The 24,132-nt window shown below is 58.1% G+C and carries 31 protein-coding genes and 1 pseudogene; 29 read left to right on the top strand and 3 right to left on the bottom strand.

Features of this window, described 5'->3' with window-relative positions; genetic code table 11:
- The first annotated feature begins 41 nt into the window (after positions 1 to 41).
- The 25 genes from LQ249_RS19035 to LQ249_RS18915 all read left to right on the top strand — a co-directional run bounded on the left by LQ249_RS19035 (position 42) and on the right by LQ249_RS18915 (position 20,347).
- Positions 42 to 323, top strand: coding sequence for a hypothetical protein (locus LQ249_RS19035; RefSeq protein WP_232565784.1), 282 nt, complete (start codon positions 42 to 44; stop codon positions 321 to 323).
- Between the two features lie 101 nt (positions 324 to 424).
- Positions 425 to 1,132 carry a hypothetical protein gene (locus tag LQ249_RS19030; RefSeq protein ID WP_053128957.1) on the top strand — a complete coding sequence of 236 codons (708 nt, stop codon included), beginning with the start codon at positions 425 to 427 and terminating at the stop codon, positions 1,130 to 1,132.
- Between the two features lie 11 nt (positions 1,133 to 1,143).
- Positions 1,144 to 2,112 carry a major capsid protein gene (locus tag LQ249_RS19025; protein ID WP_078825126.1) on the top strand — a complete coding sequence of 323 codons (969 nt, stop codon included), beginning with the start codon at positions 1,144 to 1,146 and terminating at the stop codon, positions 2,110 to 2,112.
- Between the two features lie 49 nt (positions 2,113 to 2,161).
- On the top strand, positions 2,162 to 2,737 hold the full coding sequence (locus LQ249_RS19020) for a hypothetical protein (protein ID WP_232565783.1): 576 nt from the start codon (positions 2,162 to 2,164) through the stop codon (positions 2,735 to 2,737).
- Between the two features lie 59 nt (positions 2,738 to 2,796).
- On the top strand, positions 2,797 to 3,300 hold the full coding sequence (locus tag LQ249_RS19015) for a DnaT-like ssDNA-binding protein (RefSeq protein ID WP_046382981.1): 504 nt from the start codon (positions 2,797 to 2,799) through the stop codon (positions 3,298 to 3,300).
- A gap of 17 nt (positions 3,301 to 3,317) precedes the next feature.
- On the top strand, positions 3,318 to 3,686 hold the full coding sequence (locus LQ249_RS19010; protein WP_232565782.1) for a hypothetical protein: 369 nt from the start codon (positions 3,318 to 3,320) through the stop codon (positions 3,684 to 3,686).
- On the top strand, positions 3,683 to 4,339 hold the full coding sequence (locus LQ249_RS19005) for a hypothetical protein (protein WP_232565781.1): 657 nt from the start codon (positions 3,683 to 3,685) through the stop codon (positions 4,337 to 4,339). Before LQ249_RS19010 ends, LQ249_RS19005 begins: the two co-directional genes overlap by 4 nt.
- Positions 4,336 to 4,755, top strand: coding sequence for a phage tail terminator-like protein (locus tag LQ249_RS19000; protein WP_232565780.1), 420 nt, complete (start codon positions 4,336 to 4,338; stop codon positions 4,753 to 4,755). The genes LQ249_RS19005 and LQ249_RS19000 overlap by 4 nt, the downstream gene beginning before the upstream one ends.
- Positions 4,756 to 4,824: 69 nt before the next feature.
- The gene (locus LQ249_RS18995) at positions 4,825 to 5,496 is read left to right on the top strand and encodes a phage tail protein (protein ID WP_232565779.1); all 672 of its coding nucleotides are present in this window, start codon (positions 4,825 to 4,827) and stop codon (positions 5,494 to 5,496) included.
- 2 nt (positions 5,497 to 5,498) lie between these two features.
- The gene (locus LQ249_RS18990) at positions 5,499 to 5,879 is read left to right on the top strand and encodes a phage tail assembly chaperone (RefSeq protein WP_232565778.1); all 381 of its coding nucleotides are present in this window, start codon (positions 5,499 to 5,501) and stop codon (positions 5,877 to 5,879) included.
- A 47-nt stretch (positions 5,880 to 5,926) separates the two neighbouring features.
- A complete protein-coding gene (locus LQ249_RS18985) occupies positions 5,927 to 6,199 on the top strand; it encodes a DUF1799 domain-containing protein (RefSeq protein WP_269783966.1) in 273 nt (90 codons plus the stop codon).
- A 27-nt stretch (positions 6,200 to 6,226) separates the two neighbouring features.
- Positions 6,227 to 9,307, top strand: a complete 3,081-nt coding sequence (locus tag LQ249_RS18980; RefSeq protein WP_232565776.1) for a phage tail tape measure protein — start codon at positions 6,227 to 6,229, stop codon at positions 9,305 to 9,307.
- A complete protein-coding gene (locus LQ249_RS18975) occupies positions 9,307 to 9,645 on the top strand; it encodes a phage tail protein (protein ID WP_128191813.1) in 339 nt (112 codons plus the stop codon). Before LQ249_RS18980 ends, LQ249_RS18975 begins: the two co-directional genes overlap by 1 nt.
- Positions 9,646 to 9,654: 9 nt before the next feature.
- Positions 9,655 to 10,407 carry a phage minor tail protein L gene (locus LQ249_RS18970; RefSeq protein WP_232565775.1) on the top strand — a complete coding sequence of 251 codons (753 nt, stop codon included), beginning with the start codon at positions 9,655 to 9,657 and terminating at the stop codon, positions 10,405 to 10,407.
- 2 nt (positions 10,408 to 10,409) lie between these two features.
- Entirely contained in the window at positions 10,410 to 11,165 is a 756-nt protein-coding gene (locus LQ249_RS18965; protein WP_232565774.1) for a C40 family peptidase, read from the top strand.
- A 32-nt stretch (positions 11,166 to 11,197) separates the two neighbouring features.
- Positions 11,198 to 11,485 (top strand): outer membrane protein assembly factor BamE domain-containing protein, encoded by a 288-nt coding sequence (bamE, locus tag LQ249_RS18960; RefSeq protein ID WP_167655268.1) that lies wholly within the window; start codon positions 11,198 to 11,200, stop codon positions 11,483 to 11,485.
- A gap of 61 nt (positions 11,486 to 11,546) precedes the next feature.
- A complete protein-coding gene (locus LQ249_RS18955) occupies positions 11,547 to 11,867 on the top strand; it encodes a hypothetical protein (protein WP_232565773.1) in 321 nt (106 codons plus the stop codon).
- 8 nt (positions 11,868 to 11,875) lie between these two features.
- The gene (locus tag LQ249_RS18950; RefSeq protein WP_232565772.1) at positions 11,876 to 12,220 is read left to right on the top strand and encodes a hypothetical protein; all 345 of its coding nucleotides are present in this window, start codon (positions 11,876 to 11,878) and stop codon (positions 12,218 to 12,220) included.
- Between the two features lie 52 nt (positions 12,221 to 12,272).
- Positions 12,273 to 12,854: a tail assembly protein gene (locus LQ249_RS18945; RefSeq protein WP_232565771.1), complete on the top strand. Its 582-nt coding sequence runs from the start codon at positions 12,273 to 12,275 to the stop codon at positions 12,852 to 12,854.
- A 59-nt stretch (positions 12,855 to 12,913) separates the two neighbouring features.
- Positions 12,914 to 16,483 (top strand): phage tail protein, encoded by a 3,570-nt coding sequence (locus tag LQ249_RS18940; protein ID WP_232565770.1) that lies wholly within the window; start codon positions 12,914 to 12,916, stop codon positions 16,481 to 16,483.
- Positions 16,484 to 16,805: 322 nt separating this feature from the next.
- Positions 16,806 to 17,462: a hypothetical protein gene (locus LQ249_RS18935; RefSeq protein ID WP_232565769.1), complete on the top strand. Its 657-nt coding sequence runs from the start codon at positions 16,806 to 16,808 to the stop codon at positions 17,460 to 17,462.
- Between the two features lie 66 nt (positions 17,463 to 17,528).
- Positions 17,529 to 18,911: a pyocin knob domain-containing protein gene (locus tag LQ249_RS18930; protein WP_232565768.1), complete on the top strand. Its 1,383-nt coding sequence runs from the start codon at positions 17,529 to 17,531 to the stop codon at positions 18,909 to 18,911.
- The gene (locus LQ249_RS18925; RefSeq protein WP_232565767.1) at positions 18,911 to 19,276 is read left to right on the top strand and encodes a hypothetical protein; all 366 of its coding nucleotides are present in this window, start codon (positions 18,911 to 18,913) and stop codon (positions 19,274 to 19,276) included. The genes LQ249_RS18930 and LQ249_RS18925 overlap by 1 nt, the downstream gene beginning before the upstream one ends.
- Positions 19,277 to 19,334: 58 nt before the next feature.
- Positions 19,335 to 19,844: a glycoside hydrolase family 24 protein gene (locus tag LQ249_RS18920; RefSeq protein ID WP_232565766.1), complete on the top strand. Its 510-nt coding sequence runs from the start codon at positions 19,335 to 19,337 to the stop codon at positions 19,842 to 19,844.
- Entirely contained in the window at positions 19,841 to 20,347 is a 507-nt protein-coding gene (locus tag LQ249_RS18915; protein WP_232565765.1) for a lysis system i-spanin subunit Rz, read from the top strand. The genes LQ249_RS18920 and LQ249_RS18915 overlap by 4 nt, the downstream gene beginning before the upstream one ends.
- Before the next feature lie 8 nt (positions 20,348 to 20,355).
- Here the strand turns inward: LQ249_RS18915 and LQ249_RS18910 are convergent, their stop codons facing one another.
- Together LQ249_RS18910 and LQ249_RS18905 are read right to left on the bottom strand one after the other, a co-directional pair.
- Positions 20,356 to 20,565, bottom strand: a complete 210-nt coding sequence (locus LQ249_RS18910) for a hypothetical protein (RefSeq protein ID WP_046383000.1) — start codon at positions 20,563 to 20,565, stop codon at positions 20,356 to 20,358.
- Positions 20,566 to 20,948: 383 nt separating this feature from the next.
- Positions 20,949 to 21,155 (bottom strand): annotated as a pseudogene (locus tag LQ249_RS18905) (integrase); the annotation flags it as partial.
- Here LQ249_RS18905 and LQ249_RS18900 point away from each other — a divergent pair.
- From LQ249_RS18900 to LQ249_RS18885, 4 genes are all read left to right on the top strand, one after another.
- The gene (locus LQ249_RS18900) at positions 21,087 to 21,743 is read left to right on the top strand and encodes a hypothetical protein (RefSeq protein ID WP_158276048.1); all 657 of its coding nucleotides are present in this window, start codon (positions 21,087 to 21,089) and stop codon (positions 21,741 to 21,743) included. The pseudogene LQ249_RS18905 and the gene LQ249_RS18900 overlap by 69 nt on opposite strands.
- A 98-nt stretch (positions 21,744 to 21,841) precedes the next feature.
- A complete protein-coding gene (locus LQ249_RS18895; RefSeq protein ID WP_057004405.1) occupies positions 21,842 to 22,150 on the top strand; it encodes a putative quinol monooxygenase in 309 nt (102 codons plus the stop codon).
- 105 nt (positions 22,151 to 22,255) lie between these two features.
- Positions 22,256 to 22,570 (top strand): hypothetical protein, encoded by a 315-nt coding sequence (locus LQ249_RS18890; protein WP_046383008.1) that lies wholly within the window; start codon positions 22,256 to 22,258, stop codon positions 22,568 to 22,570.
- Between the two features lie 945 nt (positions 22,571 to 23,515).
- On the top strand, positions 23,516 to 23,695 hold the full coding sequence (locus tag LQ249_RS18885; protein ID WP_057004404.1) for a hypothetical protein: 180 nt from the start codon (positions 23,516 to 23,518) through the stop codon (positions 23,693 to 23,695).
- 152 nt (positions 23,696 to 23,847) lie between these two features.
- Here LQ249_RS18885 and LQ249_RS18880 read toward each other — a convergent pair whose 3' ends face one another.
- Complete coding sequence (locus LQ249_RS18880) at positions 23,848 to 24,102, bottom strand: hypothetical protein (RefSeq protein WP_057004403.1); 255 nt, start codon at positions 24,100 to 24,102, stop codon at positions 23,848 to 23,850.
- Between the last annotated feature and the right edge of the window lie 30 nt (positions 24,103 to 24,132).

Below are 24,132 nucleotides of genomic sequence, written 5' to 3'. Positions count from 1 at the left end.
TATTTATGGTTCTGGGGAACGCTATTAGATGAGAAATTAGCATGCCAAACCCATTCAACCTTCCGGATCGCCTCGAACCATCGGTTGCCTGTCTGAATAAACAGACCGACGATCAGTTGGAAAAGAACTACGCGCAGTGTAATCACAACGTTTATGAGCTGTCCCTCGAGCAAGCTCAGCTGCTGTATCGGACTGCTCTGGGGTCAGGATCTGCCATCCAAAAAAACTGGATTCCCGGCCGGGCTGTAGAAATCAACGGTGAGCCTGTTCTGTACATAAAATTTGAAGGCAGTCATACGCATCACGTATTGCCGCAGGGCTAAAACGGTCGATAGTTAGCTTACACCCACGTATCCAACCCGCTTCGGCGGGTTTTTTTATGCCTGCAGGCAGGGCCTGCACCTAAGTCTCTGGGAGACAACCAATGCTGAAGTTCCAACTGGATACCCTGGAAGGGGTAGATGAAGCCGTGCGCGCTCTTTACACCGAGAAGGACGGCAAGTTCGTACTCGGCATTGAAGGTCTGCCGCAACCAGAAGATGTATCCGGCCTGAAGTCGAAGGTGGAAGAGCTGCTCGGCGAAAAGAAAGCCGCCGAGAAGGCTCGCAAGGACGCCGAAGAGCAGGCCCGACTGGAGCGTGAAGAGGCCGCTCGCAAGTCCGGCAACGTCGAAGAACTCGAGAAGTCCTGGTCCGAAAAGTACAACCGCCGCGAAGCCGAGCTGAACGGCATGCTGGAACAGGAGCGTGGAACGCTGAGCACTCAGATCCGGGATCTGACCGTCGGCCGTACCGCTACTGACATCGCGTCTGCCCTGGCAATCCCAGGCAGCGCCAAAGCCCTGTTGCCGCACATCGAGCGCCGCTTGAGCGTCGAGCAGCGCGACGGGAAGCCTGTTGTGGTCGTCCTCGACCAGCAGGGCAAGCTCTCAGCGGCAACGCTGGATGAGCTGAAAGCAGAATTCGCAAACGACACGGCCTTCGCGCCGTTGATCGCGGGTAGCAAGGCATCTGGCGGCGGGGCTGCTGGTGCTGGAGGTGGCGGCGGGGCCGCAAAAGGAAAAATCGGCGGCACCAAAGAGGAACGACAGGCCGCAATTGCGAGCCGGTTCCCGGATCTCCCTCAATCGTAAGGAAATAACTCATGTCCCTGTCGCAAATGCAGGTTTTCAACGAATACATCATGCCGGCGACTCTCGAGACGCTGGACCAGTATCTCGCCGCTTTCAACGCCGCCAGCCGTGGCGCGATCGTGCTGTCTCCGGACGGCTTCACTGGTGACTTCCTCCAAGAGTCGTTCTTCCAGACTCTGGCCGCTGCCCAGCGCCGCGTGGACCGCTACAGCGCGAACGCTACTGTCGCTGCAACCGATCTGACCGAGCTGAAGAACACTTCGGTGAAGGTGGCCGGCGGCTTCGGTCCGATCCGTTACGAGCCGTCGCAGATGACCTGGCTGGAGCGACCAACCGCCCAAGGCATCGAAGTCGCCAGCCGCGCGTTCGCTGAAATCCTGCTGAAGGACCAGCTGAACACCGCGATCGCCGCCCTGGTTGCAGCTATCACCGCCCAGGCCGCTGCCGTGAACGATGTGTCGGCTACTGCTGGCATCACCTACGCAGGCCTGAACAACGCACACGCGAAGTTCGGCGACGCCAGCCAGAACCTGGTCACCCAGGTGATGCAGGGCACCAGCTATCACAAGTTGGTAGGCCAGAACCTGGCGAACCAGCAGCAGCTGTTCCAGGCGGGCAACGTCCGCGTGGTGGACATCCTCGGCAAGATCTCCGTTGTGACGGATGCCCCGGCGCTGATGCAGGCCGGCACCCCGAACAAGGAAATCATCCTGTCCCTGGTGCAAGGCGCTGCGCTGGTCCACGACGGCCGCGACATCATCAGCAACGTCCAGACCACCAACGGCAAGGAGCGTATCGAAACCACGCTCCAGACCGACTACACCTTCGGCCTGGGCCTGAAGGGTTACACCTGGGACACCACCACCGGCGGCAAGTCGCCAACCGACGCCGAACTGGCGACCGGTACCAACTGGGACAAGACCGCCACCAGCATCAAGCACACCGCCGGTGTAGCCCTGATCGGTGACGCCTCCAAGTAACCCTGACAGCTGAGTCGGGCCCAGTGCCCGGCTTGGCGAGGACACGATCATGAGCAACAAGAACATCTGGTATCTGCCTGGTCCATTCCACCAGTACCAGGAAGACGTGAAGGCGCTGGCCAAGGCGAATGGCTTGCGCATCATTGATGCGAGTGCTACCGAAAGTCGCGATGACGCCGCCGCCGATGTGCCTGAAGTGACGATCAAGGAACAGCCGACGGTACTGCTGATCGATGGCGGAAACTCCAGCATCGATATCGACGCCTTCCGCGCCGAGCTCGAATCTGTCGGACTGATCGTCGAGTCATTCGCTGATCAAGAGCTGGTGCGCCCCGAAAACGAGCTTGGTCCTATCGCTGGCCGCCTGTTCCAGGTTTTCGAGGCGGTAAACGCCGGCGTGGAAAGCCTCATCCGTGCGCGTGATGGCGAAGCTGAAAAGGTTAAGGCTCTGCAACTGCAGGTGGGCGACCTTCTCCAGCAAGTCGACAAAGCCGGTCGGGAAGATGCCGAAGCGAAGGAAATCGCCGACCTGAAAGCAAAGCTCGATGAGGCCAAGGTCCAGTACCGGGCCAATGCCTCGAAAGACTCCTTGGAAAAGCTCGTCGCTGATCTGCCCAAGGCGTGATACTGCTGGCTGCCGGTGACCCGGCGGCCAATCTTCAAACCATTCCAGCGAGTTGACGCATGACACTCATCATCGAGGACGGCACCGGCAAGCCTGACGCCGAAAGCTACGCGAGCGCCGAGGACCTGGCCTTGTATGCCGTGAAATTCGGCACGGTCATCCCCGCAGGCGTTCCCGAGCAGGAAGCGCTGCTGCGCCGGGCTGCCTTGGCGATGGATGGCAAGACCTGGAAAGGCCGCAAGATGAGCAGCGAGCAGGCCTTGTCCTGGCCGCGCCGGGAAGTGCTGCTGGATCAGGAGATCAAGCCGAACAACTACCTGCCGGCGCGCATCCAGTACGGGCAGATGGCCCTGGCCGCTGAGATTCATCAGGACGATATCGACCCGGTGGAGAAGCGCAAAGGAGCTGTGCTGCTGGATCGTGTTGAGGGGGCGGTGACGCGACAGTATGCGGCTATTCCGTCTACCAGTAACCGGCTGCTGCCAGCGGCGCCTGATCGTCCGAGCGCAACGCAGTTTGCCGACTACCTTCAAAAGCGTGGGCTGTTCGCAGTACGCGCATAGACACAGCGGAGACCGCCATGGCCTTCTACGACGAAATGGCCGTGATGGCTCTGGAGATGATCACAGAGTTCGGCCAGCCCGTGACCATCAGCAAGACGGAACCGGGCGAGTACGACCCGGAGACGGGCGGGGAAGCGCCGGGGGCAACTGTCGAACAGATCGCCCAGGGCATACTGCTCGACTTCACCGGTCTCGAATTCCAGAACAACAGCCTGATCAAGCAGGGCGACAAGAAGCTCAAGATCGCCGCGCAGGGGTTGGCCTGGGTGCCGGGGCTGCTCGACAAAGTGGTCGCCCAGGGCCGCACCTGGTCCATCGTTCCGCCGCTGAAAGAGGTCAACCCGGCCGGCACGCCGATTCTGTATGAACTGCAGGTGCGGTCTTGAGCCGGGCAGGCGCCGGTCAATCCGGCAGCTTCGCCCTGAGCCTGGCCGAGTTCGCCGCCCAAACCAGCGAAGCCATCGACGCCAGCGTGCGCGAGATCATTATCGAGGTCGGCAGCAGCCTGATTCGAATGTCTCCCGTGGGTAACCCGGAGATCTGGGCCGCAAACGTTGCTCACCGTGAGGCGAACACCCGGGCGGCCGACGACTATGACTTCAAGGTCGCGGTCCGCAATACGATCATCAACCTCAACGAGTCGAACTTCACCAAAGCCGGCAAATTGCGAAAGGGTGTGAAGTACGCCAAACCCCTGACAAAGACCGAGCGCGACCAGAACTTCAACGTGAACGGCCTGGCGGCAGGAAAGGACTACGTCGGCGGCCGGTTCCGGGCGAACTGGCACATATCGCTTGGCGTGGTAGAGAGCGTCACCTTTGATGAGGTTGACCCGAGCGGCGCCGAAACCACCGCTGCAATGGTTGCCGCGATGAGCGACTTCACCGCCGGCCAAATGGCCTACATCATCAACAACTTGCCCTACGCGATCCCGCTGGAGTTCGGCCATTCAACCCAGGCCCCCGGCGGCATGGTTCGGGTAACTGTGGCTCGCTTTCAGCAGATCGTGCTGGAGGCCATCAGGAACAACCAGGTATGAGTCACGCAATCATCGCTTCGATTTACGAGGCCAAGCTCATCGCCTGGAACGCTGCCAGGTCGGAGAAGCTCAAGGTCGTTTTCGAGAACACGGCCTACGCGCCGGCGGAGGGCGAGACATACCTTCGAGCTTTCACTATTCCGGGCGACACTGCGAGCAACACGCTCGGCGGCGATCACCGGCTGTACACCGGCGTGTTTCAGGTCAGCATCATCGCCCCGGCTGGCACCGGAAAGGCCAAAACCAACCCAATTGCCGCCGAGATCACCGCGCTATTCCCACTGTACGTGCGCGACGTGAAAAACGGTTTCGTAGTGACGCCCATGACGCCTGTAGATGTCGGGCCGGGCATTACTGGTGACTCAACCTATACGGTGCCGCTCTCGTTTACCTACCGGTCCGACACCACGCCATAACCCGCCCGTTGGGCAAATCCTGAACCCGCCTCTATGCGGGTTTTGTCATTTCTGCAAAGAGGAAAACCCATGTCTGTTTATTTTCCCAACGGTGCAACACTGGCGCTCTCCACCGGCTTTGCCGCTGCGAAGGTGATTGCGAGCATCACGAACGCAAACCCTGGCGTAGCTACCGCACTCGCCAACGGCTTCGCCAATGGTGACATCCTGCTGATCACCTCCGGCTGGGAGGACATCAACGAGCGCGCCGTGCGTGTCGCCGCTGCCGCAGCCGGCGCATTCACCCTGGAAGGTATCGACACCTCGAATACCTCGCTTTTCCCTGACGGCATCAGCGCCGGCACCGCCAAGAAAGTCACCGGCTGGGTGGCGGTAAACCAGGTGATCGGCAACTCCATGTCCGGCGGTGAGCAGCAATACTGGACGTATGCGCCGCTTGAGGCTCGCCGCGACAAACAGATCCCCACCACGAAAAACGCCCAGGCCTTTGCATTCCAGCTCGCTGACGATGACAGCTTGGCCTGGTACGACGAGCTGGATAAGGCAGACCGCGAGAAGGAAGTACGCATCCTGCGTATGTCGCTGCCCAACGGCAAGACGATCTATTACGCCGGTTACGCTTCCTTCAACAAAAGCCCGACCCTGGTACGTAACGAAGGCGCTGCGGTCGCGTTCGGCTTCACTATCAACGCCGAGATCACCGCGTATCGCGCTCCTGTTGTCGCTGGCGGCGGGGCTTAATCATGGCGAAGTTCAAGATTGCCCAATCACCGACGTTCCTGGGGGCCGTGATGGTCCCGGTAGTTGGCCAGGATCCGGTGAAGGTCGGGTTCACCTTCAAATACCGAAACCGGATCGAGCTTGCGGCGTTATTCGACCAGTGGAACCAGCGGCGCAAAGACGGTCTGGATCGCTTCGGCGAAAAGCCCACGGTGTCGGAAATCATTGCCGTGGATACCGAAAATCAGATTCAGCAGATCAAGGAGCTGGTGGTCGGCTGGGAGTTCGATGACAAATTTGACGACGAAGGCATCAAGGCGCTGGTGACGTCCTGTCATGGAACAACCGAAGCTGTCGTAGACGCCTACCAGGATGCTTACGCCAAGGCTCGATCGGGAAACTGATCCGCGCCGCCCGCGCTCTGTATGAGCCCCCGCCGGATGCCGAGCAGATTGCGGCTTTCGGCTGGGATGCAGAGGACATGGCAGAAGAGTTCGAGGTTTGGCCGTGCCTTTGGCCGGTCTTCCTCCTGTTCAACCGAATGTCTACCCAGTGGCGAGCAGGCACCGGCGGCGCGATCGGTCTCGACTACAGCTGCATCCGCGACGTAGCCAGCTTCCTTGGCATCAAGAAAAAGAAACTCGCGGAAATCTTCCCTGACCTTCAGGTCTTGGAAGGCGAAGCCCTGCGCGTCATGGCGGAGGAAAGGGAAAACAGCCCGTAACCACGGGCACTTATTCAAGGTGAGTCGATGAACATTGCAGAACTCGGCGTCAAGATCGACTCGGCCGATGCGATCCAGGCCAAAACAAGTCTGGATGAAATGGCGAAGGCCGGCGGCCGGGCCGAGCAGTCCGCTGCCTCGTTGATGAACGAAATTCAGGCCCTGGAGAAGTCGCTGTCCACCAGTGCCAAAACTACCCAGGATCTGGCCAAGCAGCGGGCCGCGCTCACCAAGCTGACCAAGACCGGCGCCTATGGCGAGGCCGAAGCGGCGAAGATCTCCGCGCAGCTCGACAAGCAGCAGGTTGCTCTGGCCAAGTCCGCTCTGGATGAGCAAAAAGCTCTCAACAGCTTGTTGGGGGCAATTGACCCGGCCCGCGCGGCGCTGGCGAAGCTCGACACTCAAGTCGAGCAACTGGGCAAGCACTTAGACGCGGGGCGTCTGAGTCAGGACGACTACAACAAAGCCCTGGGCAATATCGACAAGGACTACGCCAAGCTCGAAAAAACCACCACCGGCTTCGACAAGCTGCGCCTCGGCACCCGCCAAGCGCAGGAAAACGTTATGCAGCTCGGTAACGCCCTGTCGACCGGCGATTGGGGGAGCGGTGCCCGGGCAATCACGCAGATCGGCGTAGGGGCCGGCGCCTCCATGAGCGGTCTGCTGGCACTAGCTGCTCCGATTGGCCTTGTGACTGCCGCCATAGGTGGGCTGGCCTACGCCTACTACAGCGGCAGTAGAGAGACGGAAGCCTTCAACAAGGCGCTGATCCTCACAGGCAATTATGCAGGTGCAAGCGCTGGACAGTTGAGCGATATGTCCCGCCAGGTCGCAGCGACAGTGGGCACCACCGGGCAGGCTGCGGACGTGCTGGTCACCCTGGCAGGTAGCGGTAAGCTCGCCAGCGGCAGTTTCGTGGAGATCGCCGAGGCAGCCCTATCCATGGAGAAGGCCACCGGCAAGTCCATCGAGGCAACCGTTGCCGAGTTCGTCAAGATCGCCGACGACCCAGTGGCCGCCGCCAAGTCGCTCAACGAGCAGTACCACTTCCTCACTGCCTCGGTTTATTCGCAGATCGTCGCACTCAAGGACCAAGGCGACGAAATCGGCGCCACCAAGCTGCTGACCGACACCTATGCCGACACTGTGCAGACCAGATCCCGCCAGGTGATAGAGAACCTGAACCTGTGGGAGCGGGCCTGGCTTGGCATCAAGAGTGCCGCGAGCGGCGCCCTAGATGGAATCAGCGATGTAGGCCGGCAGAAGAGCTACAACGACCAGATTAAGGACCTGCAGTCCAAGCTCACCGGATCGGATGCGTTCGACGTTGGCGGCACGAGGATGAACGCCCAGGAGGTGAGCCCGAAGGTTCGGGCTCAGATTCAGGCGCAGATCACCTTTCTTACGCTGCAGCGTGATGCCGATGATGCTCGGATCAAGTATTTCGATGACCAGGGAAAGGCCCAGCAAGCGGCCATCGTCGCCAGCGACAAGATCGACGTGCTCACCAAGTCCTCGTGGACGAATGAGCAGAAGCGCGCCGAAGCACTCAAGGATTACAAGAAACAGCTCGACGATATCCGCAAGGTTTCGCCGAACGATCCGCGCCTGGCACAGGCCACGATCGACAAGAACATCTCCAACATCAACGACAAGTTCAAAGACCCCAAGGCCTCGGGTTCTCAGGTCGACCTGACCGGCTTCAATGACGCCAAGAACAACCTGGCAGCCATCGCTGCGGACTACAAAAACTATCAGAAGGAACTGGACGCCGCGCAGAAGGCCGGCCTGGTATCCGAGGCCGACTACCTGCTGCGCCGCCAGGCCCTGATCGGCAACGAGCGAGATCAGGTGACGGCAGCCTACGAGGCGGAGATCACCGCGCTGGAGGCCGCCAAGGGCAAGAAGACCACGTCGGCCGCGCAAAGCATCCAGCTGGACCAAAAGATCGCCGATGCGCGCGCAGGGATGGTCAAGGCGCAGAAGGATGCCGACAGCCAGCTTGAAGTGTTGGCCACCAACGAGGCCGGGCGCCTTGCCAAGCAGGAGCGCGCGATCAGCACCTACATCCAGGCGCTGGGGCAGCAACAGCGGGCACTTGAATTGGCTGGCCAGCGCGCAGTACTCGGCGTGGGCCAGGGTGATCGCCAAAACGCGCTCAGCGGCGAGCTGAACAGCCAGCAAGATCGGTTTGCTCAGCAGTCCCTGGAGTTGGCCAACCAGAAGTCCGACCCGTCGCGGAACATGTCGGAGGAAGAGTTCAAGCGTAAATCTCAGGCGCTCGCCGATGCGAACAAGGCAGCGACTGACCAGATCCGGCAGAACTACGCGGATGTGGAAGCCGCCCAGGGCGATTGGACGAAGGGCGCTACGGCAGCTTGGGACAATTACTTGGATTCGGCGCGGAACATTGCCGGCCAGACCAAAAGCCTGTTCGGCAACGCCTTCAGCTCCATGGAGGATTCGCTGGTCAACTTCGCCGTTACAGGCAAAGCGTCGTTTGCAGACTTCACCAAGTCGATTTTGGCGGATATGGCGCGCATTGCGACACGTCAGGCCAGTTCCGCTTTGCTGGGCAGCCTGGTGGGTGCGGCGGCGAGCTATTTCGGCGGCAGTGCCGCCGGCGGCAACGGGCTGGCGGCCGGATCTGCTGGCGCTGCATCTTCCAACCTTGGCGCTTCAGCGGGGGGCTACTCGGGCAGCTACTTCCCGCAAGCCATGGGCGGCGCCTGGTCGGGCGGCGTGCAGATGTTCGCCGACGGCGGCGCATTCACGAACTCCGTCGTCAGCAAGCCTACGGCTTTCGGTATGGCCAACGGCAAGACCGGCGTCATGGGTGAGGCTGGGGAAGAGGCGATCATGCCGCTGACCCGAACGTCCAGCGGCAAGCTCGGCGTTATGGCCATGGGCGGCGGGTCCGGCGGAACGCAGATCAATGTCGAGGTGCATATCGACGGTGAAGGCAACGCATCGTCTACCTCTGATGCGCCTGGTTATGACCTGTTCGGCAAGGAGCTGGCGACGTTCGTTGAGCAGAAGTATCAGGAACTGCGCAGCAGGGACATGCGCCAGGGCGGCGTCATCAACAACGCAATCAAGGGGCGATGATGGCTATCGAACGATTCACCTGGGCAACGGAAAAGGGCGCGGAGGGTGATGTGACCCAGCGCGTCCGGACCAAGCAGTTCGGCGATGGGTACGAGCAGTCGGTCGAAGATGGCCTCAATAACCAGTCCCAATCCTGGCCGCTCACATTCACCGGCGCCAAGGCTCGTGTTATGGAAATCAAGGCGTTCCTCGATCGGCACAAGGGCGCCAAGGGATTTCTATGGGAGCCGCCCCTGGGCGAGCTTGGCCTCTACAAGTGCAACGGCTACAAGCCGGTTCACCGCGGCGGCCAGGTCTACGCCATCACCGCCACCTTCAAGCAAACCTTTCATCCATGAGGCCTATCCATGGCACTGATCACGGACATCCAGAAGCTGGAGCCAGGTGGCGAGATTCGCCTGTTTGAAATTGACGGGACTGAGTACGGCGCGGATTACCTGCGCTTCCACGGGCACGCCATTCCGCACACACCTGAAGAGTTGCTGGCCTACGAGCATTCGGAAGAGGATCTGCCTGCGAAGTCGATCTGGTGGCAGGGAGAGGAGTACGCGGCCTGGCCGGTGCAGATTGAGGGCATTTCCTCAAGTAGCGACGGCACAGCCTCACGGCCGACATTCGCCGCCGGCAACGTCAACGGCAGAGTCACGGCGCTGTGCCTGGCCTTCGAGGACATGCTCAAGTTCAAGCTGACGGTTCGCGAGACCCTGGCCCAGTATCTGGACGCAGCCAACTTTCCCAACGGCAACCCGACTGCAGACCCGACCCAGGAAGCGTTGGAGATCTGGTACATCGACCAGAAAACCAGCGAGGACGGCGAGGCGGTGGTCTGGGAGCTGTCTTCCCCGGGTGAGATCGACAACCACGGGCTGCCCGGCCGGCAGATGACGACGTTTTGCCACTGGGCCATGACCAATGGCTACCGGGGAGCGGACTGTGGCTACACCGGCGCGGCCATGTTCGATGACGAGGACAACCCCACGGATGACCCCGCCAAGGATCAGTGCAAAGGCTGCCTGTCGTCCTGCAAGTTGCGCTTTGGCGAGAACAACGAGCTCAGTTTCGGTGGATTCCCCGCCGTGTCCCTCGTGAGCAGGAGCTGACCATGCGAAAGCACATCATCTCGGCCATTCAGGCGCACGCCGCAGAGCAGTACCCAAAAGAGTGCTGCGGCCTACTCCTCGCCATAGGGCGCGCGCAGAAGTACTTCCCATGCCGGAACATCGCCACGGAGCCGAACGAAGAGTTTCGGCTCGATCCCGAGGATTACGCCGCGGCGGAAGATTTGGGCGAGGTGATCGGGATCGTTCACTCGCATCCTGACGCCACCAGCAGACCATCACCGCATGACCTGGCCATGTGCGAAGCCACAGAGCTGCCCTGGCATATCCTGAGTTGGCCCGAGGGCGATCTCAGGTCGATCACTCCAACGGGCAGCACGCCGCTTCTCGGGCGCCCGTTCGTCCACGGCGCCTGGGACTGCTGGCAGGTCTGCGCAGATTGGTACCAGCGCGAATGGGGTCTGGAATTCGAAGCATTCCAGCGCGCCGATGGATGGTGGGAGAGTACGGAGAACGCCAGCCTGTACGAGGCGAACTACGAGGGCGCCGGTTTTGTACGTGTAGACCGGCCACAGCGAGGGGATCTGATCGTTATGCAGGTCGGGCGCACGGTTCACCCGAACCATGCTGGGATCTACCTGGGTACCGACCCAACGCTGCCCGGTGAAGAGTCGGGCGCCTTTGGCCCTGGCCCATTCATGCTGCACCATCTGTATGGCAGGCCGTCCGAGATCATCGTCTACGGCGGCCCATGGCATGACCGCACACGTTTGATTCTTCGCCACCGGGAAGCGCGGTGATACAGTCGCCACTTTAAGGATGAGGATCGATCATGAGGATTATCGGCTTCGCGGCGGCCGCATTTCTGGCTCTGGTGCTTTCAGGATGTGCTGGCACTAGTTTTTCGTATGACGATGCCAGGAGGGTTCAGATAGGGATGACTGAGGAGCAGGTGACTCAAATCATGGGGCCTCCGTACTCGGTGGTTTCCCGCGCCGATGGGCAAATGTGGATTTGGAGCCACGCGAACGGTATGACTGGCGCGAGCCGAGTGGTCTCTTTCCGCATGGTGGACGGCAAGGTCGTTGAAGTGCCCACCATTCCGACGAGCTTCAAATAGACAAACTACAGAGGGAACGACATGCATGTGGCACCGAAATTTATCCCAGACGGGTTGACACATGGATAGGCTTGATCGCTTAAACGATCTGCTGCGCGAGCATGATTGTGTTATGTCGATCAACATCAAATTCGACGATTTCAAATACGATTTGGTTTTGGTGCTTTCTGCCAATGGGTCAGATTTGGATGCGGTGACACTGACTTTTCATGATGTCAGCGCTCTTAATTTGAGCGGGTTTGGTGGTGGGCTGACCCAGTTCATGCATCTTGAAGCCGCTCGTGTAGATAATGGGCTCGACAGGATTCGCTATGAAATGAGAGATGTGAATGACGAGAAGATATCGTTCAAATTCTTCACTTTCGGCGGATCAATTTTTTAGGAGCAAGCATGCGAATTTTGATAGCGGCGGTTGCGGTGGCGATGCTGGCGGGGTGTGTGTCCCCTGGCGACCTTGAGGCGAAAGACCCGAGTATTTCAGGCAGCACCGCGAAAGATCCAAAACGGTATGCATTGTGTGTATTCCCGCGGTGGCAGGACGCACGCAGCGACGTTACGATGTCCGAAACGGAATATGGCTATCGCCTGATCGCGGCAAGCAACAATATGACTGACGAATTGCTGAGCATCAGAAAGGTCGCAAAGGGTAGCGAGGTCAAGCTTTATCAGCGCCTGGCCTGGGGCCCCGGATGGGGTAGAAGCGACATGGAAAAGGCGGTTAGAAGCTGTCTGTAAAAAATTACAACAAACCGCCTCCGGGCGGTTTTTTATTGCCTGGAGAAAAAACGTGTCAGCACTCTCGATCAATTACCAACCCATGACCACCGTATTGCTTTACGGGCAGCTCCGGCAGTTCGGGAGGTCATTCCGACTCTCCGTGCGCTCGCCTGCAGAGGCAATTAAGGCTCTGTGTGTACAGATTCCAGGTTTGGAAAGGTTCATCTCAAATGCTAAGTCGCGGGGCATCGAATTTGCTGTGTTTCGCGGATCGAAGAACCTTGGCGCTAAAGAGCTAGATTACGCAGGGACGGAAACGATTCGCATCGCCCCAATCATTACTGGCAGCAAGAGAGCGGGCCTTCTTCAAACGATCGTCGGGGTGATCTTGATCGCCGTTTCTTTCATCCCAGGTTTTCAAGCTCTTGCTGCTCCGGGCATTGCACTCGCTGCCGGCGGTGTGATCCAAATGCTGAGCCCACAGGCCGGCGGACTCAAGACCAGCGCCGCGCCAGAGAACACACCCGGCTATGCCTTCGGCAGCGCCAAGAACACCACTGCATCCGGCAACCCTGTCCCGCTTTGCTACGGAAAGCGCCGGGTTGGCGGTGCGATCATCAGTGCCGCGATCTACGCCGAAGATCAGATGTAGCGAACACCTGAAGCACAGCAGCCGCCCATGAGGCGGTTTTTTATTGCCTGGAGGAAAGCATGGGCGCAGCTCGAAAAATCGACATCAATGGTGCCAAGGGCGGCGAAGAGAAACCAAAAACGCCAACGGAAGCCCCCGACAGCCTGCGCTCGGTCGCTATCGCCAAGATGCTGATTGCCATCGGGGAGGGTGAGTTCGAAGGCACGCCCACCGCGCGCGACATCTACCTCGACAACACCCCCCTGCAAGACCCCCAGGGCAACATGAACTTCCCGAACGTGAAGTGGGAGTGGCGCACCGGGGCGGTGGATCAGACCTATATCCAGGGCATCCCCTCGATCGAGAACGAAACCACCATCAGTACCGAACTGCGCAGCGGCACACCGTGGGTTCGGGCGATCACCAATACCCAGCTTTCAGCCGTGCGCGTGCGTTTTGCCTGGCCGGCACTCCAGTCTGTGGATGCCAGCGGCAACATCAACGGTTACCGGATCGAGTACAAAGTTGAGCTGGCCACCGACGGCGGCGCCTACCAGCAGGTGCTTAGCGAAGCGGTCGACGGCAAGACCACCAGCCTTTACGAGCGCACCCGCCGTATCGATTTGCCCAGGGCCACCACCGGCTGGTTGATGCGTATCACCCGGCTGACCATCAACCAGAACAACAACAAAATTTCCGACACGATGCAGATTGCCGGCTTCACGGAGGTCATAGACGCCAAGATCCGTTATCCGAACACCGCGCTGCTCTACATCGAATTTTCGGCCGAGCAGTTCCGCAGCATTCCGGCCGTGACTGTCGAGACCAAGCTGAAGAAGATGCAGGTGCCGAGCAACTACGACCCCGTGGCACGTTCTTACACCGGGATCTGGGACGGCACCTTCAAACAGGCCTGGACTGACAACGCTGTTTGGATGACCTACGACATCACCACGGCCGACCGCTTCGGCCTGGGCCGGCGCATCAAACCGTGGATGGTGGACAAGTGGGAGCTCTACCGCATCTCGCAGTACTGCGACCAACTGGTGCCGGACGGGAAGGGCGGCCAGGAGCCGCGCTTCATCTGCAACCTGAACCTGCAGAGCAAGGCCGACGCCTGGTCGCTGCTGCGCGACATCTCGGCGATCTACCGGGGCATGACCTACTGGGCCCAGGGCCAGGTCTTCACGCTGTCGGACATGCCGCGCGCCACTGATTTCGACTTCGCCTACACCCGGGCGAACGTGATCGACAGCAAGTTCACCTACTCGAGTGCGTCGGAGCGCACCCGGTACAGCCGCGCGCTGATCAGCTACGACAACCCGGCGAACAACTACGACACCGACGTCACGGCCGTTACGGATGCCAAGCTGCAGCGCCGCTACGGCGACAACCCGCTGGAGATCAGCGCCATCGGCTGCACCCGAGAATCCGAGGCGCAGCGCCGCGGCAAGTGGGCGCTGCTCACCAACTCCAAGGACCGGGCCGTTACCTTCAAGGTCGGCCTCGACGGGCGTATCCCGCTGCCTGGCTACGTGATCCCGATCGCCGACGAACTCCTGGCCGGTCGACCGGTGGGCGGGCGTATCTCGGCGGTGAACGGCAAGGTCATCACACTGGACCGTGATACCCAGGCCAAGCCCGGCGACCGGCTGATCCTCAACCTGCCCGACGGCAAGTGCGAGGGGCGCACCGTGCAACTGGTCAGCGGCCGGCAGGTCACCGTTACCGTGGCCTACTCAGTGGCTCCTGAGCGTGAACTGGTGTGGGCGCTGGATGCCGACGACCTTGCCATCCCGTTGTACAGGGTGGTGAGCGTGGCCCGGCCGGAACCTGGCGTGTTCGAGATATCGGCCGTGCAGTATGACCCGAGCAAGTTCGCGCACATCGATACAGGCGCGCGCCTGGAAGAACGTCCAATCAGCGTTGTGCCGATCACCGTCGTTCAGGCGCCGGCGAGCGTCACGCTGACGTCGAGCTACGCCGTGAACCAGGGCATCGCCATCAGCACTATGAACATCTCGTGGCCCGCTGTTGCTGGCGCGGTCGCCTATGACGTGGAGTGGCGCAAGGACAGCGGCAACTGGATCAAGGTGCAGCGCACCGGTTCGACCAGTGTCGACGTTACTGGCATTTACTCCGGCGCCTACGTGGCCCGGGTTCGGTCGGTGAGCGCCTTCGAGATCTCGTCGATCTGGAAGAGCTCCAATCTGACCAACCTGGAAGGGAAGGTTGGCCTGCCGCCGGCGGTGGCGTTCCTTACCACCACCAGCGAGCTCTTCGGCATCGGCATCAATTGGGGCTTCCCGGCCGGAGCCGAAGACACCCAGCGCACCGAGTTGTGGTATGGCCCGGCCAATGACTTGTCGGTGGCTACCAAGCTGGCCGACTTGGCGTACCCACAGGCCGACTACCGCATGCAGTCGCTGCTGGCCGGTGCGACGTTGTTCTTCTGGGCGCGCCTGGTGGACCGTACTGGCAACGTCGGTTCTTTCTTTCCAGTCGGCAACGGCTTGATGGGGATGGCCAGTGCCGACGCGGCGCCGGTGCTGGGGTTGATCGCTGGGCAGATCGGCCGGACCGAACTCGGCCAGGACATCAACGACGAGATCGACAAGATCCCGGGCCTGCAGGCGCAGATCGATGCGCTCGACGGGCTGTCTGCCTACGATCCTGAGCAAACCTACCTCGAGGGCGACCTGGTAGTGGTGGGCAAGCGGATCTATCAGGCTACTGGCCTGGTCCCCGTCGATACACCTCCGCCGAACGCCATCTTCTGGCAGGACGTGGGCCAGGTGGTGGTCACTGCCAACGGCCTCGCGCGCCAGGTGGAGATCAACACCACCAGCATTACCGAACTGGATGGCGTAGTTACGGCCCAGGCGTCAAGCCTTCAGGCCTTGCAGTCTGCCTATAGGGATGACACCGGGGAGGGCGATCTCGCTGACGCACTCCAGGGCTACAACGCATCGGCGAGCTTCGCGCAGGAGGTGAAGACGCGGGCCTCGCAGAACGCTGCCATGGTGCAGCGGCAGACAGAACTAACCGCTTCGGTGGTCGAGGTCGCCGGCACTGTGACCGATCTGGAAAGTGTCGTGGTCACCGACCGGCAGGCGACGGCCCAGGCGATCCAGCAACTGCACACCGATGTTGAGGGGAACACTTCCGACATTCAGACACAGTCCCAGATAGTCAGTGATATCAATGACAAGGTGAACCTGTCGTGGTCGGTGAAGATGCAATACAACTCCGTGACCGGGCAGTACATAACCGCCGGGGTGGGTCTGAGCATCGAAAATGGCCCAGCGGGGCTGCAAAGTCAGTTCCTAGTCAGCGCGGACCGGTTCGCCATCGTGAACACGATCGCCGGCGGCGCGATCTCGGTTCCGTTTGCTGTGCAAGGCGGGCAGGTGTTCATGAACTCGGCGTTCATCCAAGACGGCACGATCACCAACGCCAAAATCGGCAATTTCATTGCGTCCAACAACTACGTAGCGGGCGTTTCCGGCTGGAAGCTGTTCTTCGACGGGACCTTTGAAATTAACAGCGCTTTCGGTGGTCAGGCGCGGCAGGTAATCAATAACGCCGGCGGCAAGGTCTTCGACGAGAACGGAACCAAGCGCTACCAGTGGGGAGACCTTTCCGCATGAGCTACGGGGTAAGAGTGTGGGGGCCGACCGGCCTCCTGGAACTGGATGAAAGTTCTTTTACTGTACGGATTGTTTATTCAGAAATAGTCGAGCCGAGTGGTCGCAGTCGGTTTATAGATATTCCCGGTGTAAACCCAGAGACACATTCGGCAGTCTGCGTTCCTATTGCTGCCTACGACACAACCGGCCAAAGCAACTATTCGATTCAGTTCACTCCGCTAGTATCTGCTGGAGGTGTAACTGTGTTTTTTGGGTGCCCCTCTACCTCGACCGGGCCTATAGGGCTCAGCCCGCAGAGACTTTTAGTAATGAGGTATCGCTAATGTCTTATGGAGTTACTTTTACCAATAATTCCGATGTTGTGATGCTTGACTCTGAATTCTCGAGGCTTGTTGTACTTGAGAAAGGCGCCTGGAATGGTAGCGGTTCAGGAGTATTTGTGCCGTTCGCAAAGATGATTACAACTGACGAGCCGCCGCTGGTATTCGTCAGGCCAAGTCAGTCAAACTTACTGTGTTTCTGCTTGATTCATGGATCAGCACGAGCGTGGACAGGCTTTTCCTTTGTAGGGATTGTGGGCCAGGCAACTTCTGGAAAATGGTTTGCCGGAGCATTCAAGTCAGAGCCCACGGCTGCATATGGGTTTCGCTTGTGGGATGCCTCCTCCAAACTTTTATTTGATAGCGGTACGCCTTGTGCGCAATTTACAAGGACGATTACAGGCTGGTCTTACTTGGGGGCCACACAAACGAGCCAAGGTGTATACAGATTAAGTTGGACGGCGCCATCCAGTCTTGCGAGCGAGGATTATATGCTTCTAAATAATATAGCGATGGATGTTGCTGGCAGTACATCTAGGCAGGGGAATATGTATGCCGTTTGGGAGTATCAGAATGATAGGCTTGTTATTCAGGCTATCGGTGTCGACTTGCAAACTACTCTGTATACGCCTGTTGTTTTTGCAAAACCAATTTCGTAGCTGTTGGCAACCTGAGTAAAACCCGATAGCCGCCATGTGCGGCTTTTTTATTGCCTGGAGAAAAGTATGGGTTGGTACAAAACGGGCACTGTTTCCGTTACTAATGGGTCTACTGCCGTTATCGGCACGGGCACCGCCTTCATTGCTAATGCCCGGGTGGGCGATGCATTCCGTGGTCCTGACGGTGAGTGGTGCGAAATTACCAACATTGCCAGTAACACTGCACTGTCGATCTCGCCGAATTACCAAGGCACTACCGTTGCGACCGGCAGTTACTCACTAGCGCCCATGCAGGGTTACGTCAAGGATTCGGCTGACGCTTTGCGAGCTGCTACGCAAGTCATTGGGCAGGCGGCTTCAGATGCCTCTGCACAAGTAACATTAGCTACAGCCGCCGCCACAGCTTCTCAGAATAGCGCAACAGCAGCGTCCACCAGCGCAACAAATTCTGCATCTTCTGCTACAAGTGCGAACTCTAGCAAAGTAGCAGCAAAAACTAGTGAGGATAATGCTAAAGTATCTGAAACTAATGCCTCTGCTAGCAAAACTAACGCTGCTACGAGCGCAACTAATGCTGGAAATAGTGCTACAGCAGCCGCGAATAGCGCCACACAAGCAGCTAATAGTGCTGCTTCTGTCTCTGGCAAGGCAAGCTCCGGTGCCAATAGTGATATTACCTCCCTAAGTGGACTCACTACACCACTGTCTCTTGCTCAAGGTGGCACAGGTAGTGCTACACAAGCAGGCGCAAGATCTAATTTAGGGCTAGGTACTGCCGCAATATCTACTGTGGTTGTTGATACATTAGATGCAACAGCAGGAAGAGTTCTTATCGTTGGGTCTCATGGGGTGGGAGGTTTACTGCCAAGAATTGAGTCTGTTAATATTGATTCTCTGCGCTCAAGTGGTGATTATTTTGTACAGCTAACATCTGGTCAAGGTACCTTGCCTGTCTATGATAGTGGGTATCTTGAAAGTCATGTGTATGCGTCTACATATGCCATTCAGATGTTCACTACTGCATCGGCAGGCGTAAAATATAATAGAAGTTTAGTTGCTGGAGTTTGGGGTTTGTGGATTCCATCTAGTATTCCTCTGGTAGATGCCGCAATCTTATACCCTAATGGCGGGACGGCTGGCGCACCCGCAAACGTGGCTACAGGCACAAGATACACAGTAACTAACCCGTGGGGGGCGGGAGTTAACGTATGGTGCGTAGCTGAAATACTTGTGGGTGGAAACTGGGGCACTACGGGCTGGGTTACAGGGTCAACCTCCGGATATGGTGTAAGGGCAGACCAGATGGACAGCGGAAGTATTGTTGTTACGGTAGGAGGATCAGGTACTTATGCAGGGTCATCATATGCAGGGGGCTCTATTAACGTAACGGGTAATGCAACTTATACAGCAGCTGTGCCTTGCAGGGTGAAGGCTTGGAGGATCAAGTAATGAAAGTTTATGCTCTTGTTGGAGGTTTTGAGCAATTTATAGATGAGTCTGGTGATGGCCCACCAGATGGGTGGATTGAAATGAAAAGTCAGCGCCCAGCTTCTATAGAATATACAGCACAGGAAGATGGAACATGGGTAATTACAGATCACAGTCTTAACATTAAACTGACAGAAGTTGAAAACCTCTGGAGGGATACTGAAATGCCCAGGGCGCAAGAGACTGTAGTGGCTATTCAGTTCGGAGATGCTGGGATTGTTGGGTCTGAACAGGCATGGAAAGACTATTGGTTGGCATTGCGTAAATGGACTGGAACAAATCCAGATTTCCCCGATAGCACCAAGCGCCCCGTAGCTCCCACCTGATAGTACTTGAACAACGCCACCCGCCATGAGCGGGTTTATTTTTGCCTGGAGAAAAGCAATGGCCCGACTTTCCGAATCACTCGCCGGCGGCCGTAACGCGCTGGCGTTCCTCGACATGCTCGCCTGGTCCGAGGGCACCAGCACATCTCCGGCCACTACCATGGATGGTTACGACGTGATCGTCACCGGCGCCGATCGTAAGCCCGAGGTCTTCAAAGACTTCACCGATCACCCGTTCGCCAAGGGGCGTGCGTCGAAGGTCATCAACAGCAAGGGGTTGACGTCCAATGCTTCCGGCCGATACCAGCAGATGCTGAAGGACTGGCCGCACTACAAGGCGCTGCTCAAGCTGCCTGACTTCAGCCCGATCAGCCAAGACCTTCTTGCGCTGCAGCACATCCGCGAGTGCAGGGCTTTGCCCGACGTGGTGGCCGGGCGGATCGAAACAGCTATCTCGAAGTGCCGGAACATCTGGGCCAGCCTGCCCGGCGCCGGATACGGGCAGCGCGAACACCGCCTGGAGGATTTGCTGAAGCAGTACCGGCTGGCGGGCGGGGTGATGCCGTGACGCCCGGGCAGATCCTTGCCGCGATCCTGCTGGCGATGGCCGTAAGCGCCGCCGGCACCTGGCAGGTGCAGGACTGGCGGATGGGCAAGAAGCTCGCCGAACAGGTCAACCTGCACCAGATGGACCTGGCGGAGATCACCAATGCTGCCTCCGCCCAAGCGCGCACCGAGCAGGACAAGCGCCTGGCCCTGGAGAAGCAACTCGCCGGCCAGGACCAACAACACACCAGGGAATTATCCGATGCCCAACGCAACCAGGCTGTTCTGCGCGATCGCCTTGCCACTTCTGATGTCCGGCTGTCAGTCCTTCTCGACGCCGCGGATTCAGCCAGTAGCTGCAACGTGCCTGCCACCCCCGGCGCCGTCGGCGTGGTTCATGGAGCCGCGCGAGCCCAACTTGACCCAGCGCATGCTCAACGAATTCTCGCCATCACCGGTGACGGCGATCAAGGATTGATCGCGCTGCGGGCGTGCCAGGCGTATGTCAGGGCGATAGCTCGCTGACTGTCTGATCAGTCAGGAGCCATGAGGACGGCCAGGGTCAGCTTGATGAACTCTTCGTTCTCGTCGATGGTGTGCAGAGCGCCGCGCACGTTCTCGGCCACATCAGCGGAGCCACGCTGCTCGACCCAGTTCGAGATCTCCATGATGGACGCCTCAAGGGCCAGCTGGTTTTCGTAGAGCTTGGAGAGCAGGGAAGGGAGTAGGTCTGAGTTGGGCATCGGCGGTCCTCTGGTGGAGTGAACAGCTTAGCAGTCGGTGTTCTTTGGGGTGTTTGTGTTCGGTCGGCAGGACGCCGGGGGAGGGGTAAGTCGTTTCCGCAACCTAATGCGCGCCCCTTGTTCTATGCGGCTTGTAGGGCATCAAAAAATGCTCTGGTGCGGAAATGATGAAGACCTAAGCTGTTGATTTTTATTGTTAAGTCGGCAGTCTTGAAAACCGGCGAACGTTAATAGCGCTCCCAGGGTTCGAATCCCTGGTTTCCCGCCAAGATTTACACGAAAGCCCCGCTGATGCGGGGCTTTTGCGTTTCTGGGGTTTGGACACTTCCGATCTTAATTTGCTCGGCGTTCCAGAACTATTATGGAAGCGTTCCATAACTTTTCTATTTTGACGGCTTCGCGGTGGCGCCGAGTCTCCTATAAACGCGCTTTGTGATTTCCTGATTGCTATGCCCCAATAGCAGGCTCGCATCGCCGATATCCACAATTTCAGACGCCGCCTTGGGTCGGATATCTCGGAATTGAAACCCGCCGATCTTTGCAGCGAGCATCGGATCTCCTTGTTCGATAGCTTTCTCGCAAGCCATCTCTCAGCAGGTGAGATCGTAGAAAATGGCGCTTCCGCTAGCGCCCGCTACGATCTTGTTGTGGCAATAAGCCATATAGGGGAGGAAGTGGGCATGAAACGGTTTATGATTTTTTCAGTGATAGCAGTGCTGGCAGGATGCTCAGGGAAAATTGTCACGTATGAGCAATCTGACTGCAAGAATGGTTGTGAGGGTGTTCCTTTTTTTCGGCTAGTTCAGGTAAAGGAGCATTACATTCAGGACAAAATCCTGAATAAAGAAGGTGAGATGCTACGTTACGCCGGCGGCGACGAAAACACTGGCTGCTTTGCGGTCCAAGTCACTGAAACGAAGCTAATCCCGGCGGCCCAGGAAAGCTATATCCGTTACGAGGCTGGATGGCTCGAAACTTCTAAATTCTCAGTAGACCTAAACGATAACGGTAGCTTGGCAAAGGTGGGCGCCGATTCGACACCCGGACTGAAGATGGCAGTGGACGCGGTGTCCACACTAGCAACCGCCTATGGGACGGTGAAGTCCGCCGATAAGTCTAAATCAAAGATTCAACTACCTTACTGCAACGCTGGCAGAGTTCCCGTGACCGGAGCCTAGTTGAACCAGTTAGGCCCAGCTCATCGCTGGGCTTTTTGCATCTGTACTTGGTTGTAGCGTACTGTATTTTCCCCTCTTTAGTATGCGGCGTGTTACCTATGTCTGATGAAGTTCGGCTTGTCGTCATCATCAATACCCAGCCAGGTCGAGGCTCGGACCAGCTCGCGGCTTTTGAAAAACTCGCTCCTTTGGTCAGGGCTGAGCAAGGGTGCATTCAATATGATATCCACCCTGTAGTCGGAAACAGCGATAGCTTTGTATTGATCGAGAAGTGGGCATCAAAAGAAGCGCTTGATGCACATGATCTCGCTCCGCATATGCTTGAGGCAGCCAAGCACAACCCGACGTTCCGTGCGGGGCCGGCTACAGTGCTGTTTTTGGAATCGGCGGTGCTTTCATCGCACTGAAGAAGGGCTGAGCTCACAACAGAAGAGCCCAGCCCCACGCAGGGCTCTTTGCATCTGGCTTTCCCAGTGCTATTTTTCCGAATTAACCCCCACACGGAGAGTGCAATGGCCCGATACTTCAAAAGTCTAGACAATGGCAAGGTTGAAGAAGTCGATGCGTTTCAGGTTCTGGCAATATTGTTCCTAGGCCCACTCTATCTTTGCTTCGCCGGCCTTTGGCGCCATTTATTGATCTGGGGTATTGCTATAGGGTTGGGGCTGTTTGCAGGCCCGCCTTGGGCAGCTATACCTATTGCTGGACTGCCAATCATCTACTGTTTTTTGATACGTAAAATTGTGGCAGATGAGTATTTGAAGAAGGGCTGGGTAGAGGTGGCTGATCCAAAGCTTGCACTCGATAAAGAAGTTCCAGACGCTTAGTCTCTTGCAGATTAGTTGCTTTGAGCCCAGCCTCGCGCTGGGCTTTTTGCTTTCTGCGGCCAGGTGCTACAGTCCCGCCAAACCAAAGAGGGAACGACATGCGAAGTGTTGTAGCGGGACTGGCGGTTATTCTGCTGGCTGGGTGTTCAAGCGTTGGTGACATCAGGAAGAATCCACCATTGCTTGAAATCGAGTCGAAGCATTCGGCTAAGGCTGTCGCCGAGTGCATCAGAGATGGGTGGCAGGCGACCGACCTGGTAGGTGGAAGCCTCGGAGGGATTTTGCAGACTTCGGGCGACCGATACACGGTGATAGCACCGAATCCTGAGAACCCATGGCATCTGGCTGACGTTGATCCGAAAGGAATAGGTTCACTTGTCCGATACCATTTTTTCCGTACCTGGCAGTCGCCATCAGACAAAATATCCGGTGTCGTGAGTGCTTGCTCTCGATGAGCGCTGTAGATATCAATGCCGTCTATGGACAAGGTACGACATGCGAATTTTGATAGCGGCGGTAGCGGCAGTGCCGTTGCCGCAGCAATAGCCGCTGGATCAGCATTGAAGAACGGGTGTGACGCGGCCTCGGAGTCGGACAAGCCGGTAGCGGCAGCCTTGAAGGTTTTAGTGCTCACCCTCTCCACGGACTTGCTGTAGCGGTCGCCCCGGGCGTCGATGCACATGGCGCTCAGGTAGATCGGCCTGGCCAATTTTCCCCGGCGCGATGCTCTTCAGCGACGTGTAATTGATCATGCCCTGGCGGCCGCTCGGGCCGATGTTTATTCGCGGGCACGGCTGAATCATTGGGCTGATTTGCAGTCAAAAAATTAACCCTCTCAAGCAATTAGGACGTTCAAGATGAAGCGCGCAGCAATAACCCTTTTGGCCATTTCTGGTCTTATTCTGCTTGGTGGTTGCGTGCCTATCTGGGACGACGGAGGACGGTATGGGCATGATCGTTACAGAGGGGATGATCATGGGCGCAGATACGACCAGGGCTACGATGACCAAGGTCGGGGCCGTGGGTACGATCGCCGATACGATGATCGCGGGTATGATCGTTATCACGGTCGAGATCGTGATGATCGGGATGACTGATTCCTTGAGTATCAGTGGCGGCCTATAGCGTTATAGGCCGCGAATTCGTCCGCATCGGATGTCGCCCCTCCGAGTGTTGCCCGTCTACGCCGCGACAAAATCCGCTAAGGCCAGGGGCAAGGTGACACCCTGCTGTCATCACAGAGGGCTGAGCGATATCCGATACACGGCGCTGGTTGATCAGTCTTCCTGGTTCGCCTCGATCATCTTTTCGATGTCGGTGGCGATCGGCTTTCTCCAGTTTTTGATCCGGCCTGGCTTCAGGTCGATGTTCAGGATCAGGTAGTCGCCGTAATGCTGGGCGGGGAAGAGGTCCGGCACGTAGCCTTCATCGCACCCCACGAGCCTCGGCCACCTCGCAATAAGTCGCAGATAGCGAAACGCCCGCTCAGGGGTGGGATACGCATTCAGATCGGGGAGGACATCAATCGTCATGCTTGCGGCTCCAGGGGAGGGAGAAGCCAG

Source organism: Pseudomonas sp. 7-41, from assembly GCF_021233075.1.
Taxonomy (GTDB): domain Bacteria; phylum Pseudomonadota; class Gammaproteobacteria; order Pseudomonadales; family Pseudomonadaceae; genus Aquipseudomonas; species Aquipseudomonas veronii.
Note: the sequence above shows the minus strand (reverse complement) of the source record. Positions and strands in the feature narration are given on the sequence as shown.

Excerpts from the sequence above, each read along its gene's own strand:
- LQ249_RS18940 (WP_232565770.1), top strand. The coding sequence starts at position 12,914 with ATGGGCGCAGCTCGAAAAATCGACATCAATGGTGCCAAGGGCGGCGAA.
- LQ249_RS19015 (WP_046382981.1), top strand. The coding sequence starts at position 2,797 with ATGACACTCATCATCGAGGACGGCACCGGCAAGCCTGACGCCGAAAGC.
- LQ249_RS18970 (WP_232565775.1), top strand. The coding sequence starts at position 9,655 with ATGGCACTGATCACGGACATCCAGAAGCTGGAGCCAGGTGGCGAGATT.
- LQ249_RS18910 (WP_046383000.1), bottom strand. The coding sequence starts at position 20,565 with ATGCCCAACTCAGACCTACTCCCTTCCCTGCTCTCCAAGCTCTACGAA.
- LQ249_RS19010 (WP_232565782.1), top strand. The coding sequence starts at position 3,318 with ATGGCCTTCTACGACGAAATGGCCGTGATGGCTCTGGAGATGATCACA.
- LQ249_RS19035 (WP_232565784.1), top strand. The coding sequence starts at position 42 with ATGCCAAACCCATTCAACCTTCCGGATCGCCTCGAACCATCGGTTGCC.
- LQ249_RS18955 (WP_232565773.1), top strand. The coding sequence starts at position 11,547 with ATGGATAGGCTTGATCGCTTAAACGATCTGCTGCGCGAGCATGATTGT.
- LQ249_RS19000 (WP_232565780.1), top strand. The coding sequence starts at position 4,336 with ATGAGTCACGCAATCATCGCTTCGATTTACGAGGCCAAGCTCATCGCC.
- LQ249_RS18975 (WP_128191813.1), top strand. The coding sequence starts at position 9,307 with ATGGCTATCGAACGATTCACCTGGGCAACGGAAAAGGGCGCGGAGGGT.
- LQ249_RS18895 (WP_057004405.1), top strand. The coding sequence starts at position 21,842 with ATGTCTGATGAAGTTCGGCTTGTCGTCATCATCAATACCCAGCCAGGT.
- bamE (WP_167655268.1), top strand. The coding sequence starts at position 11,198 with ATGAGGATTATCGGCTTCGCGGCGGCCGCATTTCTGGCTCTGGTGCTT.
- LQ249_RS18995 (WP_232565779.1), top strand. The coding sequence starts at position 4,825 with ATGTCTGTTTATTTTCCCAACGGTGCAACACTGGCGCTCTCCACCGGC.
- LQ249_RS19030 (WP_053128957.1), top strand. The coding sequence starts at position 425 with ATGCTGAAGTTCCAACTGGATACCCTGGAAGGGGTAGATGAAGCCGTG.
- LQ249_RS18890 (WP_046383008.1), top strand. The coding sequence starts at position 22,256 with ATGGCCCGATACTTCAAAAGTCTAGACAATGGCAAGGTTGAAGAAGTC.
- LQ249_RS19025 (WP_078825126.1), top strand. The coding sequence starts at position 1,144 with ATGTCCCTGTCGCAAATGCAGGTTTTCAACGAATACATCATGCCGGCG.
- LQ249_RS18935 (WP_232565769.1), top strand. The coding sequence starts at position 16,806 with ATGTCTTATGGAGTTACTTTTACCAATAATTCCGATGTTGTGATGCTT.
- LQ249_RS18920 (WP_232565766.1), top strand. The coding sequence starts at position 19,335 with ATGGCCCGACTTTCCGAATCACTCGCCGGCGGCCGTAACGCGCTGGCG.
- LQ249_RS18885 (WP_057004404.1), top strand. The coding sequence starts at position 23,516 with ATGGGCATGATCGTTACAGAGGGGATGATCATGGGCGCAGATACGACC.
- LQ249_RS18950 (WP_232565772.1), top strand. The coding sequence starts at position 11,876 with ATGCGAATTTTGATAGCGGCGGTTGCGGTGGCGATGCTGGCGGGGTGT.
- LQ249_RS19020 (WP_232565783.1), top strand. The coding sequence starts at position 2,162 with ATGAGCAACAAGAACATCTGGTATCTGCCTGGTCCATTCCACCAGTAC.
- LQ249_RS18880 (WP_057004403.1), bottom strand. The coding sequence starts at position 24,102 with ATGACGATTGATGTCCTCCCCGATCTGAATGCGTATCCCACCCCTGAG.
- LQ249_RS18990 (WP_232565778.1), top strand. The coding sequence starts at position 5,499 with ATGGCGAAGTTCAAGATTGCCCAATCACCGACGTTCCTGGGGGCCGTG.
- LQ249_RS18930 (WP_232565768.1), top strand. The coding sequence starts at position 17,529 with ATGGGTTGGTACAAAACGGGCACTGTTTCCGTTACTAATGGGTCTACT.
- LQ249_RS18965 (WP_232565774.1), top strand. The coding sequence starts at position 10,410 with ATGCGAAAGCACATCATCTCGGCCATTCAGGCGCACGCCGCAGAGCAG.
- LQ249_RS18925 (WP_232565767.1), top strand. The coding sequence starts at position 18,911 with ATGAAAGTTTATGCTCTTGTTGGAGGTTTTGAGCAATTTATAGATGAG.
- LQ249_RS18980 (WP_232565776.1), top strand. The coding sequence starts at position 6,227 with ATGAACATTGCAGAACTCGGCGTCAAGATCGACTCGGCCGATGCGATC.